General features: G+C 71.1%; 14 protein-coding genes and 1 riboswitch. Of the genes, 13 read left to right on the top strand and 1 reads right to left on the bottom strand.

All coding sequences use genetic code 11. The features are described 5' to 3' along the window. Positions 1-2 precede the first annotated feature (2 nt). Positions 3-1,580, bottom strand: coding sequence for a DUF1800 domain-containing protein (locus BLR90_RS04685; protein WP_170254180.1), 1,578 nt, complete (start codon positions 1,578-1,580; stop codon positions 3-5). Between the two features lie 233 nt (positions 1,581-1,813). Here BLR90_RS04685 and BLR90_RS04680 point away from each other — a divergent pair, with 233 nt between their 5' ends. The 13 genes from BLR90_RS04680 (at position 1,814) to BLR90_RS04620 (ending at position 14,794) form a co-directional block, all read left to right on the top strand. After that, a complete protein-coding gene (locus tag BLR90_RS04680; protein WP_091022917.1) occupies positions 1,814-3,160 on the top strand; it encodes a hemolysin family protein in 1,347 nt (448 codons plus the stop codon). Next, positions 3,157-4,230 carry a hemolysin family protein gene (locus tag BLR90_RS04675; RefSeq protein ID WP_091022915.1) on the top strand — a complete coding sequence of 358 codons (1,074 nt, stop codon included), beginning with the start codon at positions 3,157-3,159 and terminating at the stop codon, positions 4,228-4,230. Before BLR90_RS04680 ends, BLR90_RS04675 begins: the two co-directional genes overlap by 4 nt. Before the next feature lie 97 nt (positions 4,231-4,327). Then, on the top strand, positions 4,328-4,927 hold the full coding sequence (clsA, locus tag BLR90_RS04670) for a cardiolipin synthase ClsA (protein ID WP_371863137.1): 600 nt from the start codon (positions 4,328-4,330) through the stop codon (positions 4,925-4,927). After that, positions 4,920-5,813 (top strand): DUF881 domain-containing protein, encoded by an 894-nt coding sequence (locus tag BLR90_RS04665; protein ID WP_091022911.1) that lies wholly within the window; start codon positions 4,920-4,922, stop codon positions 5,811-5,813. Before clsA ends, BLR90_RS04665 begins: the two co-directional genes overlap by 8 nt. Then, positions 5,810-6,142: a small basic family protein gene (locus tag BLR90_RS04660; protein WP_091022909.1), complete on the top strand. Its 333-nt coding sequence runs from the start codon at positions 5,810-5,812 to the stop codon at positions 6,140-6,142. Before BLR90_RS04665 ends, BLR90_RS04660 begins: the two co-directional genes overlap by 4 nt. After that, positions 6,135-6,887 carry a DUF881 domain-containing protein gene (locus BLR90_RS04655; RefSeq protein ID WP_091022906.1) on the top strand — a complete coding sequence of 251 codons (753 nt, stop codon included), beginning with the start codon at positions 6,135-6,137 and terminating at the stop codon, positions 6,885-6,887. Before BLR90_RS04660 ends, BLR90_RS04655 begins: the two co-directional genes overlap by 8 nt. A gap of 42 nt (positions 6,888-6,929) precedes the next feature. Further along, on the top strand, positions 6,930-7,316 hold the full coding sequence (gene gcvH, locus BLR90_RS04650; RefSeq protein ID WP_091022905.1) for a glycine cleavage system protein GcvH: 387 nt from the start codon (positions 6,930-6,932) through the stop codon (positions 7,314-7,316). A 139-nt stretch (positions 7,317-7,455) separates the two neighbouring features. Then, positions 7,456-8,004, top strand: a complete 549-nt coding sequence (locus tag BLR90_RS04645; protein WP_091022903.1) for a zinc-ribbon and FHA domain-containing protein — start codon at positions 7,456-7,458, stop codon at positions 8,002-8,004. 2 nt (positions 8,005-8,006) lie between these two features. Then, the gene (gene ftsR / locus BLR90_RS04640; protein WP_425433643.1) at positions 8,007-8,756 is read left to right on the top strand and encodes a transcriptional regulator FtsR; all 750 of its coding nucleotides are present in this window, start codon (positions 8,007-8,009) and stop codon (positions 8,754-8,756) included. A gap of 29 nt (positions 8,757-8,785) precedes the next feature. Further along, the gene (locus tag BLR90_RS04635) at positions 8,786-9,253 is read left to right on the top strand and encodes a bifunctional nuclease family protein (protein ID WP_091022901.1); all 468 of its coding nucleotides are present in this window, start codon (positions 8,786-8,788) and stop codon (positions 9,251-9,253) included. Between the two features lie 205 nt (positions 9,254-9,458). Further along, positions 9,459-10,064, top strand: a complete 606-nt coding sequence (locus tag BLR90_RS04630) for a MerR family transcriptional regulator (protein ID WP_091022899.1) — start codon at positions 9,459-9,461, stop codon at positions 10,062-10,064. 349 nt (positions 10,065-10,413) lie between these two features. Further along, positions 10,414-10,544: riboswitch (glycine riboswitch) on the top strand. Positions 10,545-10,631: 87 nt separating this feature from the next. Next, the gene (gene gcvP, locus BLR90_RS04625; protein WP_091022897.1) at positions 10,632-13,526 is read left to right on the top strand and encodes an aminomethyl-transferring glycine dehydrogenase; all 2,895 of its coding nucleotides are present in this window, start codon (positions 10,632-10,634) and stop codon (positions 13,524-13,526) included. Then, positions 13,523-14,794, top strand: coding sequence for a serine hydrolase domain-containing protein (locus BLR90_RS04620; protein ID WP_091022895.1), 1,272 nt, complete (start codon positions 13,523-13,525; stop codon positions 14,792-14,794). Before gcvP ends, BLR90_RS04620 begins: the two co-directional genes overlap by 4 nt. Positions 14,795-14,832 lie beyond the last annotated feature (38 nt).

Here is a 14,832-nt window from a genome sequence, read left to right as displayed (position 1 = left end):
AGTCACCGCGTCAGGAAGGCAGGGGAGTCGAGGAAGGTCGTGAGTAGCCGGGAGAAGTCCCACTTCACGAGCCCGTGGTCGGCGGTGATCCGCGAGCCCGGGGTCAGGGCGACGGCCTCGCAGCAGGCCTTGAGCAGGGTCGAGGTGGAGCGCCGCCCGAGGAGCTGCTGGGACAGGTGGTCGACGAGGACGTCGAAGCGGATCGACGGCTGCGGCAGCCACTTGGCGGGCGCGCGGTAGGTGATGCCGACGTCGGGCCACCAGCCGCCGGCCATCACGTAGTGCAGGTCCATCGACGCGATCATCCGTGAGGGCGACGACCACGAGTCGTTGTCGACAGGCTGACCGTCGGGCCGGGGCCAGGCGAGGGGGAGCGCCCCCAGGTTGGAGGTCTGCCACAGCATCGCGTTGGCGGCGTACTCGTCGCCGGTCTCGCTCTCGGGCGGGCGTTGCAGACGCGCCTGCAGCGCACGGTAGGTGGCCACGACGTCCTCACCGGGGTCCTTCACCTTGAGGCTGGCCGCGCCGGCGAACGCCGACGACGCGACGAGCGCGCGCAGGACCGGCGTGATGGCGGTGTCATGGGCGAGGTAGACGCGGGCCAGCTGGTCGACCAGCGACTGGGGCGGGTCGTCGCGCACGAACTTGCGCGCCAGCTTGCGCGCGATCCGCTGGGCGGTGGCCGGGTGCCGGGCGAGGTAGGTGAGGTAGCGGCGGGTCAGGGCGCGGCCGTCACCTGAGGCGTTGGCGTCGCTGAAGCCCATCACCGTGACCGGGCCGGTCCAGTGCGAGCTGACGTCGTACGACGGCTCCCAGGTGTCCCACAGGTCGACCATCCAGCCGGTGAGGATGCGCGCCGAGCCCTTGACGTCCGGCTCGCCGTAGCTGCCACGCCCGACGGTGTGGAGCTCGAGGAGCTCCCGGCCGAGGTTCTCGTTGGGGTGCCGCTTCGTGGAGACGGCCTGATTGAGGTAGATCAGCATCGCCGGGTGCGTGATCGCGGCGTGGAGGAGGTCCTCGAAGCGGCCGAGCGCGTGCCGGCGGACCGTGTCGCCGTAGGAGACGCGGTGGGTGAACTGCGCGTCGCCGCTGACCGGCACGTTGAGGTGGTTCTCCCAGAAGTCGGTCATCAGTTCGAGCACCTGGCGCTGGCTGGTCATCCGCCGCGCCAGCGCCCAGCACTGGTAGTCGGCCATCACCTCCCAGCCGCCCTCGATCTCGTCGACCTGCCGGGTCCAGAGCTCCTGCGCCGTGCGGTCGAGCCCGGACCACCAGGCCCGCAGCGCGTCGGCGCCGGTGTCTGCGATCGCGGCGGGCGCCAGCTGTCGCTCGAACCACTTGCGGGCGCCGCCCTGTCGCTTGACGGTCGCGGTCAGCGCGGGGGTGATGCCGTAGGAGAAGCGGCTGACCAGGTGCCGGTTGGGAGCTGAGAGCAGCGCGCCGCCCTTGTAGTGCGCCGGAGGGTACGCCGCGGCGTGCGCCGGGGCGGCGCTCACGACGCCGAGCGCACCGGCAGCACCGAGCGCGCCGCCGCTGCCGAGGACCGCGCGGCGGGATGCGGCGGCGGGTGACCGAGACATCGAGACTCCTGGGGGACGGCGCGACCGAGACGCGCACCCGGGCAGGCTACGTGCGAAAACGTGTGCGTGGTCGGATCGGCCGCGAAGATGGCCCGTTCGGACTACGCGGAAGCGGCTCCCCGCCACCCCGTTCGCTAGCATGGGCCGCTTCCCGGCCCTCGACGACAAGGACCCTGAGCTCCGCCCATGGACGGCTCTCAAAGTAGCCCGCTCTCCCATCGCGGAGAGCTCTCGTGACCCCCTGGCTCCTGCTCGCGATCGCGTTGCTGCTGGTCGTGATGTGCGGCATCTTCGTGGCCGCTGAGTTCGCCTTCGTGACCGTCGACAAGCTGCAGGTCGAGCGTGCCGCGGCCGAGGGCGATGTCTCCGCCCAGGGGGTGTTGACCGGCCTGCGGTCGCTGTCGACCCAGTTGTCGGGCGCCCAGGTCGGGATCACGGTCACGAACCTCGGCATCGGCTTCCTGGCCGAACCGGCGATCGCCGACCTGATCGACGGACCACTGGCGTCCGCGGGCGTGCCCGACGGGGCCGTCAAGCCGCTGGCCATCGCGGTCGGGCTCACCTTCGGCACCGTGCTGACGATGATCTTCGGCGAGCTGGTCCCCAAGAACCTCGCGATCGCGCGACCCATGGCGACCGCCCGGGCGACCCAGCTGCCGATGCGCTGGTGGACCGCGGTCAACCACTTCCCGATCCGGTTCCTCAACGGCTCGGCCAACGCCATAGTCCGGCGCCTGGGCATGGAGCCGCAGGAGGAGCTGCGATCTGCCCGCAGCTCGACCGAGCTGGCGTCACTGATCCAGCGGTCGGCCCACATCGGCACCCTCGATGCCGACACCGCCGAGCTGATGGAGCGCTCGGTGGAGTTCGGGTCCCGCACCGCCGGCGAGATCATGACCCCGCGCGTGCGCACCCACAGCCTCGAGGTCAACGACCGCGCCAGCGCCGTGATCGACCTGGCGCGCCAGACCGGGCACTCACGATTTCCTGTGCTCGACAGCAACGACACCGTCGTCGGCACCGTCCACGTCAAGCACGCCGTGGCGCTGCCGCTGCAGGAGCGGGCCACGACCAAGGTCAAGCACCTCATGGTCCGGCCGATCGTCGTACCGGACTCCCTGCGCCTCGACCCCCTGATGGCGCTGCTGCGCAAGGACGGCTTCCAGCTCGCGGTCGTGCTCGACGAGTACGGCGGCCACGCCGGCATCGTCACCCTCGAGGACGTCATCGAGGAGATCGTGGGCGACATCGCCGACGAGCACGACCGGCTGGGAGCGCAGGCGCGCCAGCGCCGCGACGGCAGCTGGTCCCTCTCCGGGCTGCTGCGGCCCGACGAGGTCGAGGACGTCACCGGCATCCAGCTGCCCGAGGACGAGGACTACGACACCATCGCCGGGCTGGTGCTCAAGGTGATCGGGCGGGTGCCGGAGACCGGTGACATCGCCGAGGTGCCCGTGCCCGACCCGCGCGACTCCGACGAGCCGCGCGAGCAGCTCGCGGTACTCACCGTCGAGCACATGGACGGCCTGCGCGTCGACCGCCTGGCCCTGCGTCTCCTGGACGGGGAGGAGCAGCCGTGAGCGACACCGCTTCGATCCTGCTCGCCGTCTTCCTGCTGGCCGCCAACGCGTTCTTCGTCGGTGCCGAGTTCGCCCTCATCTCCGCGCGCCGCTCCCAGATCGAGCCGCGCGCCCAGGCGGGCTCGCGGATGGCGCGCACCACGCTGCGCGCCATGGAGGACATCTCCTTGATGATGGCCGGCGCCCAGCTCGGCATCACCATCTGCTCACTGGGTCTCGGCGCGATCGGTGAGCCGGCCGTCGCGCACCTGCTCGAGCCGCTCTTCCACGCCGTCGGCGTGCCCGACCAGGCGCTCCACCCCGTCGCGTTCGTAGTCGCGCTCGGCATCGTCGTCTTCCTGCACGTCGTGCTGGGGGAGATGGTCCCCAAGAACATCGCCCTCGCCGGGCCCGACCGCGCCGCGCTGGTGCTGGGGCCGCCGCTCGTCGGGATCGTGACGATCCTGCACCCGGTGATCGTCGGCCTCAACGCGATCGCCAACGGCACGCTGAAGCTGGTCCACGTCGAGCGGCGGGACGAGGTCTCCTCGACGTTCACGCGTGAGGAGGTCGCCGCCCTGGTGGAGGAGTCGCGCGGCGAAGGGCTGCTGGCCAAGGACGAGTACGACCGGCTGTCGGGCGCGCTCGGGTTCTCCGAGAAGACGGTGGCCTCCGTGGTCATGCGCCCCGGGACCCTGGCTACCGTGCTCCGCGGGTCCACTCCGGCCGAGGTCGAGGCCGTCTGCGCGGCGACCGGCTTCAGCCGCTTCCCGGTGGCCACCGAGACCGGGGAGCTGATCGGCTACCTCCACATCAAGGACGTGTTGGAGCCCGACGAGAGCCGGCGCGAGGAGCCGATCGAGGACAAGTGGATCCGGCCGTTCGCCCCGGTGACCGCCGACGACGAGCTCCAGGACGCACTGGAGACCCTGCAGCGCCGCGGCGCCCACATGGCCCGCGTCGTCGACGCCGAGGGGACGACCCTGGGGCTGGCGACGCTCGAGGACGTCATCGAGGAGCTGGTGGGGGAGATCCGCGACGCCGCCCACCACGAGAACCACCACGGCGAGGCGGGCGCGCAGACGGACTGACGGGGGCCGCGACCCTCCCCGGAACGGGCCACATCGGCGGCTAAGGTGTCCCCGGCAAGGCCAGCAGTGCAACCCTCCCGAGAAGCAGGCATCAGTGGTGGACGACTCGACGCGCAGTGACCGCGTCTGGACGATCCCCAACCTGCTCAGCGCACTGCGGCTGGCGGGCGTGCCGGTGTTCCTCTGGCTGGTGCTGGGCCCCGAGGAGGACGGCTGGGCGCTGGCCCTGCTGATGATCTCGGGCTTCACCGACTTCCTCGACGGCTGGCTGGCGCGCAAGCTCGACCAGCAGTCGGTCGTGGGCCAGATCCTCGACCCGGTCGCCGACCGCCTCTACATCCTCGCCGTGGTCGTCGGCCTCGCGCTGCGCGACGTGATCCCGTGGTGGATGGCGATCTCGCTGCCGCTGCGCGACGCGCTCATGTGGGGCCTCGTGCCGCTGTTGCGCACTCGCGGCTACAGCGCGCTGCCGGTGCACTTCCTCGGCAAGGCCGCGACCTTCAACCTGCTCTACGCGTTCCCGCTCCTGCTGCTCGGCGACGGCGAGGGCACCGTCGCGCTGCTGGCCCGGGTCTTCGGGTGGGCGTTCGCGTTCTGGGGCATCGGGCTCTACTGGTGGGCCGGTCTCCTCTACGCCTGGCAGGTGCGCAAGCTGCTGCTGACGACCGAGCGCCGACCGGCGGTCCGCGATGCCTGAGCGCGACGACCTCCCGCCTCGGGTCATCCTGCCGCTGCTGGACCGGGTCCAGCGGCAGTCCCTCGACGAGGACTACCTCTTCGCGGCAGAACGCCGAGCGCAGCGAGCCGCAGCGACCGGGACGCACGCCGACGTACGGCGTGGCGGTGGTCATCCGCGCCGCGTCGCCGCGGTCGCCGTCGCGGTGTTCGGGATCATGGCCTCCACCGCGGCGGTGCAGACCCAGCAGAACGCTTCCGTCGCCGACGAGGGGCGGGCGAGCCTGCTGGCACGCATCGACGGCGAGAGCGACCGGGTGGGCCGGCTCCAGGAGCAGATCGCCGACCTTCGCGAGGTCAACGCCGACGGCGAGCAGCGGGCCCTCGAGCTCGGCGAGCAGCAGCAGGCGGTGACCGCGCGGCTGCGTCGGCTCCAGGTCAGGACCGGCTTCGTGGCCGTGCGCGGCGAGGGCATCCGGGTGACGGTGACCGACGAGGCGACCGGCACCCCCGACGGCGCGGTCAAGGACGAGGACCTCGCGCTGCTGGTCGACGGACTGTGGGCGGCCGGGGCGGAGGCGGTCTCCGTCAACGGGCACCGGCTCACGGCGATGAGCGCGATCCGGGTGTCCGGGGTGGCGATCGAGGTCAACGGCGTCGGGATCGCCTCGCCCTACACCGTCCTGGTCATCGGTGACCCGCTCAGCCTGCAGGCCAACTTCTTCGACACCAGCAGCGGTCTGGCGTTCAATGACCTGTCCCAGCGCTACGGCTTCAAGTTCGACATGCAGAATGAGGACGAGCTCTCCCTTCCACAGGCTCCCCTCGCCATGCGTGTCCTGCGCTGGGCGGACCAGGGCAGCTCGCAGGATGGGAAACCGGGCCAGTCCGAGGAGGTGCAGCCGTGATCGCCGTACTCGGCCTCGCCCTGGGCGTGCTGCTCGGTGTGTTCCTCAAGCCGGACGTACCGCTCGGGCTGGAGCCCTATCTGCCGATCGCGGTCGTGGCCGCCCTCGACGCCGTCTTCGGCGGCATGCGTGCCTACCTCGACGGCATCTTCGACGACAAGGTCTTCGTCGTGTCGTTCGTGAGCAACGTCGTCATCGCGGCCGGCATCGTCTACGTCGGCGACAAGCTCGGCGTCGGCGGCCAGCTCTCCACCGGCGTCATCGTCGTGCTCGGGATCCGGATCTTCTCCAACGTCGCCGCCATCCGCCGGCACCTGTTCCATGCGTGAGCCGGCCGACGGTCCGCAGGAGCTGCCCAGCGGACGGGAGCGACTGTGGCGCGCGCTGCTCCAGCCGACCCGGCGCCAGGTCGTGGTGGGTCTGCTGCTCGCCATCGTGGGGTTCGCGGCGGTGACCCAGGTGCGTACGACCCAGGTGGACGACACCTACGCCGCGCTGCGCCAGCAGGACCTGATCGACGTCCTCAACGGGCTCGCCGGAACGACCCAGCGGGCCGAGGCGGAGATCGCGCGGCTCCAGGACACCCGCGACGACCTGCAGTCCGACACCAGCCGCCGCCAGGCCGCCCTCGAGCAGGCCCAGAGCGAGGTCGACACCCTCAGCATCCTGGCCGGGCTGGTCCCCGTGACCGGCCCGGGCATCCGGGTCACCATCACCGAGGAGACCGGCGAGGTCGAGGTGGGGTCGATGATCGACACCATCCAGGAGCTGCGCACCGTCGGCGCCGAGGCCATCCAGTTCAACGGCGAGGTGCGGATCATCGCGCAGAGCTCGTTCACCGACATCGTGGGCGGGCTGGAGATCGACGGCGTCGAGGTCCAGTCGCCCTACGTCATCGACGTGATCGGCGACCCCGAGGTGCTGGCGGGCGCGCTCGAGTTCGCCCTGGGCCCGAGGGCCAAGCTCAAGCGCGACGGCGCCGAGGTCGAGGTGCAGCAGCTCAGCTCCCTCGACATCGAGTCGGTGCGCGATCCCGTGCAACCTGAGTACGCCGAGGCCGACCCCGGGCAGTAGCCTGCTCGACGCCAAGGCTTGGACGACCGGAGGAGATCCGCTGTGTACCCCGATGACCTGAAGTACACCGTTGAGCACGAGTGGCTGCGCCTGCCCGGCGAGCACGAGGGCTCGGTCCGGGTCGGCATCACCGACTACGCCCAGGACGCCCTCGGTGACATCGTCTACGTGTCGCTGCCCGAGGTGGGCGACACGGTCGAGGCAGCGGCCACCTGCGGCGAGCTGGAGTCGACCAAGTCGGTCAGCGACATCTACGCCCCCGTCTCCGGTGAGGTGGTCGCCCGCAACGAGACCCTCGACGCGACCCCCGAGCTGGTCAACAACGACCCCTACGGCGGCGGGTGGCTCTTCGAGGTCGTCCCCTCGGACCCCACCCAGCTCGACGACCTGCTCGAGGCCGACGCCTACGTCGCCACCCTCGAGGGCTGAGCGCGTCCGTTCTTCCGCTCTTCCCCGCGGTTGCCCCTTGATCAGGCACGCGCGGCTGATAGGTTCGGAGCAACCGTCAACCTCAACCCTGCCTTGAGGGTTCTGTGGTCGGCGATCGACCCGACCGGAGGATGATTCGATGCCGTTCTGCACCTCGTGTGGCAGACAGAACCCGGACGACGCGCGCTTCTGCGCGCAGTGCGGCAACCGGCTCGTGAGCGCCGAGGCGCCCGCGTCCGACCCCGCGACGGGGTCGTTCGAGTCCGTCGGTGAGGCGACCGCGACGATTCAGATCGGCCAGACCGGCGGCGTCGGCGACCGTGTCGAGACCTCCGACCGCCAGCTCAACCCGGTCGACGCCGCCGCGGTCGACGCCCTGCCCAGCGGCCACGCGCTGCTCGTCGTACAGAAGGGCCCGGGTGCGGGCAGCCGCTTCCTGCTCGACGCCGACGTGACCCACGCGGGGCGCCACCCTGACAGCGAGATCTTCCTCGACGACGTGACCGTCTCGCGCCAGCACGCGGTCTTCAACCGCACCGGCGACACGTTCACCGTCAGCGACGTCGGGAGCCTCAACGGCACCTACGTCAACCGGGACCGCATCGAGAAGGTGCAGCTGCAGGACAGCGACGAGGTCCAGATCGGCAAGTACCGCCTGGTGTTCTTCTCCGGACACGAGAGCCACTGAGCGTGGCCGGCTCGACGATGCCGGGGAGCGCGGCCGGTGGCTCCCGGGCGCGCATGAACATCGGGCAGGTCCTCGACCAGCTGCGGGCCGACTACCCCGGGATCACCATCCCCAAGATCCGCTTCCTCGAGGACAAGGGGCTGATCAAGCCCGAGCGCACCCCGTCGGGCTACCGGAAGTTCTCCCAGGACGACGTCGAGCGGCTGCGCTACGTGCTGCGGATGCAGCGCGACCACTACCTCCCGCTCAAGGTGATCGGCGAGCACCTCGACGCGATCGACCGTGGCCTGGAGCCGCCGCCGATTGACGCCGTCGTACCGACCGTGCCGCAGGTGGCCCTCGCCGCCGACGGCCTGCCCAGCGCCGAGTCCTTCACACGTCGCGACAATCTCAGGCTGTCGCGCCGCGAGCTGGTCAAGATCGCCGGCATCTCCGAGGAGCTGCTCCAGCAGCTCGAGCAGTACGGCCTGGTCACCGCGCGGCCCGGCACCGGCCACTTCGACACCGACGCCCTGGTGATCGCGCAGACCGCGCGGGAGCTGGCCGACTTCGGCTTCGAGCCGCGCCACCTGCGCGCCTTCAAGACCTCCGCGGACCGCGAGATCGGCCTGGTCGAGCAGGTCGTCGCGCCCCTCAAGCGCGGTCGCGACGCCTCGGCGCGGGCCCGCGCCGACGACGCGGTGTCCGAGATCGCGGCCCTCTCCGTGCGGCTCCACGCGACTCTGGTCAAGGCCGGTCTGCGGTCCGGCTGAGCCCTTCGGGTGCGGAGTAGGGTGGCGTCGTGCGCGAGGTAGATGTCATGGGAGTCCGGGTCGAGATGCCCTCGAACCAGCCGATCGTGCTGCTGCGCGAGATCTCGGGGGAGCGATACCTCCCGATCTGGATCGGGGCCGTCGAGGCCACCGCGATCGCCTTCGCCCAGCAGGGCGTCGTACCCCCGCGACCGCTGACGCACGACCTGATGAAGAACGTCCTCGAGGCGACCGGCAACGAGCTCACCGAGGTGCGCATCACCGACGTCAAGGACGGTGTCTTCTTCGCGACGCTCGTCTTCGACTCCGGCGCCGAGGTCAGCGCGCGACCGTCGGACTCGATCGCCCTGGCCCTGCGCACCGGCACCAAGATCCTGTGCGCCGAGGCGGTGCTCGACGAGGCCGGTCTCGCCGTACCCGCGGAGCAGGAGGACGAGGTCGAGAAGTTCCGCGAGTTCCTCGACCAGGTCACGCCCGAGGACTTCGAGTCGCTGTAGCCCATAGGTGCGGGTGGGCAAACCCTCACCCTCAAGTTGAAGTTGAGGGTTGCGACACGCCGCTGGCGTCTTTGACGGTCCCCACAATCGGGCCTACCTTGAAGTGTCTTCGTTGTAACTCCACCACTGTGGTTGCGGCCTCCCGGCCGCCGGCCCACCTTCCCCGGAGCTACGGATCCAACGAAGTAGACCCACGGAGGACCGTGTGAACGAGCACAAGCCGGAAGCCGGCACGAGCACCGAGACCGTCGAAGCCGTCGAGGCGGCGGAGGAACAGGGTCTCCTCTTCACCGACGACGTCTCGCCTCTGCCCAGCGACCTCGGTTACCGCGGTCCCACGGCGTGCAACGCCGCCGGCATCACCTACCGCCAGCTGGACTACTGGGCCCGCACCGGGCTGATCGAGCCCACCGTGCGCGGTGCCACCGGCTCCGGGTCGCAGCGGCTCTACTCCTTCCGCGACATCCTGATCCTCAAGGTCATCAAGCGACTGCTGGACGCCGGCATCTCGCTGCAGCAGATCCGCACCGCCGTCTCCCACCTCCGCGAGCGCGGCACCGACGACCTGACCCGCGTCACCCTCATGAGCGACGGCGCCTCGGTCTACGAGTGCACCAGCAACGACGAGGTCATCGACCTGCTCCAGGGCGGCCAGGGCGTCTTCGGCATCGCCATCGGCGGCGTCTGGCGCGAGATCGAGGGCACGCTCGCCGCGCTGCCCTCCGAGCGTGCCTCCGACGACAGCTCCACCTCGGCCACGTCGGCCAGCGACGAGCTCGCCGCTCGCCGCGCCGCCCGCCAGACCGGCTGACGCTCCACCTCTCTCGGTCACGCACGTTCTCCGGCGGACTCGTCACCCTCGTGGTGGCGGGTCTGTCGTCATTTGCGGCCTTGTCGCACGTCCGGGGACGTGCGGTTTGGTCACAAACCGCAGGTCTGAGGGCCCGGGACCTGCGGTCTGTGACCAAACGGCGTACCGAATGACGGGGTGTGCTGTGTGGTCACATTCCGCAGAGGAGCTGCCCGGAGACCTGTTGTTTGGTCACAAACCGCATGCCTGAGCCGCCGGGAGCTGCGGTTTGTGACCAAACCGCGGGCCGGCAGCACGCCCGGACAACGTGGGCGAGGGGGCGGTGGCGGGGTAGGGTGGCGATGCTGACTGATCCCGCACGGGAGAGTCTTCGCTCGCCGGCCCAGCACGACACAGGCACCACCCGGGCCGTCGGGAACGAAGCGCCGAAGGGGCAATTCCTCCCCGGAACCTCTCAGGCGCCAGGACCGTGCGGAGCAGGCAACTCTGAAGGGCCAACGTCGGTCCGACAGAGGGGGAGGGCGATGGGTTTCATCGACCTCGACCCGCTGTCCCCAGGAGTCCTCCGTGTCAGATCACCCGAGTCTCACCGACCTGGACGGTGCGCTGCCGTTCGTCGACCGCCACATCGGGCTGCGGCCCGCCGACGAGCGGGCGATGCTCGAGCGTCTCGGTTACGGCTCGCTCGAGGAGCTGATGGAAGCCGCGGTGCCCGGTGGCATCCGTTCGGCTGCTGACCTCGACCTGCCCACCGCCCTGACCGAGGAGGCGGCCGCGAAGGCACTGCGCGCGATCGCGGCGTCCAACCGGCCCGGTGAGGCGATGATCGGGCTGGGCTACCACGCCACGATCACCCCGCCCGTCGTACGACGCAACGTGCTCGAGGACCCGAGCTGGTACACCGCCTACACGCCGTACCAGCCCGAGATCTCCCAGGGCCGCCTCGAGGCGCTCCTCAACTTCCAGACCGTCATCGGCGACCTCACCGGGCTCCCGACCGCCAACGCCAGCCTGCTCGACGAAGGCACGGCGGCCGCCGAGGCGATCACGCTCGTCCGCCGCGGCAACCGCAAGGGGAGCGGGCCGTTCGTGGTCGACGCGGACGCCTTGCCCCAGACCATCGACGTCATCCGGACCCGCGCCGACGCGATGGGCATCGACATCGTCGTGGCCGACCTCACGGCCGGGCTGCCCGACGGCGAGCTCTGCGGGGTGCTGGTGCAGTACCCCGGCGCCTCCGGCCGGATCCTCGACCCGCGGCCGCTGATCGAGGCCGCCCACGAGCGCAACGCCCTCGCCGTGGTCGCCGCCGACCTCCTCGCGCTGACCCTGCTCGAGTCGCCGGGCGAGATGGGCGCCGACGTCGTGGTCGGGTCCTCGCAGCGCTTCGGCGTACCCCTGTTCTACGGCGGCCCGCACGCCGGCTACATGGCGGTCGCGGTCGGGCTCGAGCGGCACCTGCCGGGTCGGCTGGTCGGAGTCTCCGTCGACTCGGAGGGGCGCCCGGCCTACCGGCTCGCGCTGCAGACCCGCGAGCAGCACATCCGTCGCGACAAGGCGACCTCCAACATCTGTACCGCCCAGGTGCTGCTGGCGGTCGTCGCCTCGATGTACGCCGTCTACCACGGGCCCGAGGGCCTGCGGGCGATCGCGACCCGCACCCACCGGTACGCCGCGGTGCTGGCGCAGGCGCTGCGCGGCGCGGGGATCGAGATCGCCCATCCGGAGTTCTTCGACACGCTCAGCGTCTCCGTGCCGGGGCGCGCCGCCGACGTCCAGCAGGCAGCCCACCAGATGGGCATCCAGATCCGGCTCGTCGACGCCGACACCCTGGGGATCACCACCTCGGAGTGCACCACCGGCTCGACGCTGACCGGGCTGCTCCGCGCCTTCGGTGTGAGCACCGACCTCGACATCGTCGACCAGACCGCCGGCGACGCGCTGCCCGAGCCGCTACGCCGCACCACGCCGTACCTCACCCACGAGGTCTTCTCCGCCCACCACAGCGAGACCCAGATGCTGCGCTACCTGCGTCGGCTCTCGGCACGCGACTACGCGCTCGACCGGGGCATGATCCCGCTCGGCTCCTGCACCATGAAGCTCAACGCGACCGCGGAGATGGAGCCGATCTCGCTGCCCGGCTTCGCCGACCTGCACCCGTTCGTGCCGGCTGAGGACGCGCAGGGCTACCGCACGCTGGTCGACGAGCTCGAGGGCTGGCTGGCCGAGGTGACCGGCTACGACCGGGTCTCGATCCAGCCCAACGCCGGCTCCCAGGGTGAGCTGGCCGGGCTGCTCGCCATCCGCGGCTACCACGCTGCCAACCGGGCAGCCAACCGCGACGCCGACGCCGAGGCCCCGGTCCGCGACGTCTGCCTGATCCCGTCGTCGGCTCACGGCACCAACGCGGCCTCCGCGGTGATGGCGGGGATGCGGGTGGTGGTCGTGAAGGCCGCCGACGACGGCACCGTCGACCTCGACGACCTGCGCGCGCACTGCGAGAAGCACGCCGACGACCTCGCCGCGATCATGGTGACCTACCCGTCGACGCACGGTGCCTACGAGGACACGATCACCGAGCTGTGCGAGATCGTGCATGCCCACGGCGGCCAGGTCTACGTCGACGGCGCCAACCTCAACGCGCTGCTCGGCTACGCCAAGCCCGGCGAGTTCGGTGGCGACGTGTCGCACCTCAACCTGCACAAGACGTTCTGCATCCCGCACGGTGGCGGCGGCCCGGGCGTCGGCCCGGTTGCGGTGCGCGCCCACCTGGCGCCGTACCTCCCGTCGCACCCGATGCACCCCGAGCCGGCCAAGCGTGAGGGCATCGGCCCGGTCAGCGCGGCGCCGTACGGCTCGGCGGGCATCCTGCCGATCTCGTGGGCCTACATCCGGCTGATGGGGGCGGCGGGCCTGACCCGCGCGACCGCCAGCGCGGTGCTGTCGGCCAACTACGTCGCGGCGCGGCTCGCGGAGCACTACCCGGTGCTCTACCGCGGCCACAGCGGGCTGGTGGCGCACGAGTGCATCCTCGACGTCCGGGGCCTCACCAAGCAGACCGGCGTGAGCGTCGACGACGTGGCCAAGCGCCTGGTCGACTACGGCTTCCACGCGCCGACGATGTCGTTCCCGGTGGCGGGCACGCTGATGGTCGAGCCGACCGAGTCCGAGGACCTGGCCGAGATCGACCGGTTCTGCGACGCGATGATCGCGATCAAGGCCGAGATCGACCGCGTCGGCGCGGGGGAGTGGACCCCGGAGGACTCGCCGCTGCGCGGCGCCCCGCACACCTCGCGCGCGCTCGTGGGTGAGTGGGACCGTTCCTACTCGCGTGAGCTCGCCGTCTTCCCGACCGGGATCGACCCCGACAAGTACTGGCCGCCGGTCGCCCGGATCGACCAGGCGTACGGCGACCGGCACCTCGTCTGCGCCTGCCCGCCGCCGGAGGCCTTCGCCGAGTGAGCGACCCGAGGGTCGACGCCGCTCGCTGTGACGCCGTGCTGGCGTCCCTCCAGGCGCAGGGCCGGTTGCCGTCGGTCGTCGCTGGGGTGCTGCGCGGTGGCTCGCTCGTCTGGACCGGAACCGTCGGCGGGTCGCTCGACGACCGCTACCGGATCGGCTCGATCACCAAGACGGTCACCGCCGTCGCGGTGCTGCAGCTGCGTGACGAGGGGCTGCTCTCGCTCGACGACCCGATCGGCCGGTTCGTGCCGGAGACCGGGTACGCCGCGGCGACGGTGCGCCAGCTTCTGGCGCACACGGCGGGCATGCAGAGCGAGCCGGTCGGGTCGTGGTGGGAGCGGTCGCCGGGCGTCGACTTCGCGACCCTGGTCGCGGCCAACGACGGCTCCCGCGCGGTCGGGGGCCCCGGGGAGTTCCACTACAGCAACCTCGGCTTCGCGCTGCTGGGCGAGGCGGTGGCCCGGCTGCGCGGCGAGTCCTGGTGGGACGTCGTGTCGGGCCGGGTCCTCGCGCCGCTCGGCATGGACGACACGGCGTACGGCGACGACGCGCCGGCCGCCCAGGGCTGGAGCGTCGACCACTTCGCCGGCACCCTGACCCGGGAGCCGCACCAGGACACCGTGGCGATGGCTCCGGCCGGCCAGCTGTGGAGCACCGTCGGCGACCTCGCGCGGTTCGCGCGGTTCCTCACCGAGGGTCACGCCGACGTGCTGGCCGACGCGACGCTCCGGGAGGTGGAGCGACCGACCAGCGCGACGTACGGTCTCGGGCTCTGGCTCCTCGACCTTTCCGGTCGTCGCCTGGTGGGGCATCCCGGCTCCATGCCGGGCTTCCAGGCGGGCCTCTTCGTCGACCCGGTGACCGGTGACGGCACGGTTGTGCTGTCCAGTTCGACCACCGGACTCGACACCGATGCCGTGCCCGGGCTGCTGCTGGGTGACGTACCCGTGCCCGCGGTCGAGCCGTGGGTGCCGACCGACCGCGTGCCCCAGGCCGTGGCTCCGCTGCTGGGCCTGTGGTTCTGGGGCAACAGCGCACTCGAGCTGCGCTGGCACAACGAGACGCTGCACCAGCGCAGCCTGGCGCTGGCCGAGCGCACCGACGTCTTCGAGCTGGTCGACGACCGCATCGTCGGCACGTGGGGCTACCACCGCGGCGAGTCCCTGGACGTCGTACGGCGTGCCGACGGCTCGGTCTCACACCTCGAGTGCGCGACGTTCGTCTACACGCGCACGCCGTACGACCCCCAGGCGCCGATCCCGGGGTGACCGTGGGCATGCGGTTTGTGACCAAACCGCAGAGGCGA

It is taken from the genome of Nocardioides szechwanensis (assembly GCF_900103935.1).
GTDB classification, from domain to species: domain Bacteria; phylum Actinomycetota; class Actinomycetes; order Propionibacteriales; family Nocardioidaceae; genus Nocardioides; species Nocardioides szechwanensis.
The sequence above is the reverse complement of the archived record's forward strand: the minus strand, read 5'-3'. Positions and strand labels throughout refer to the sequence as shown.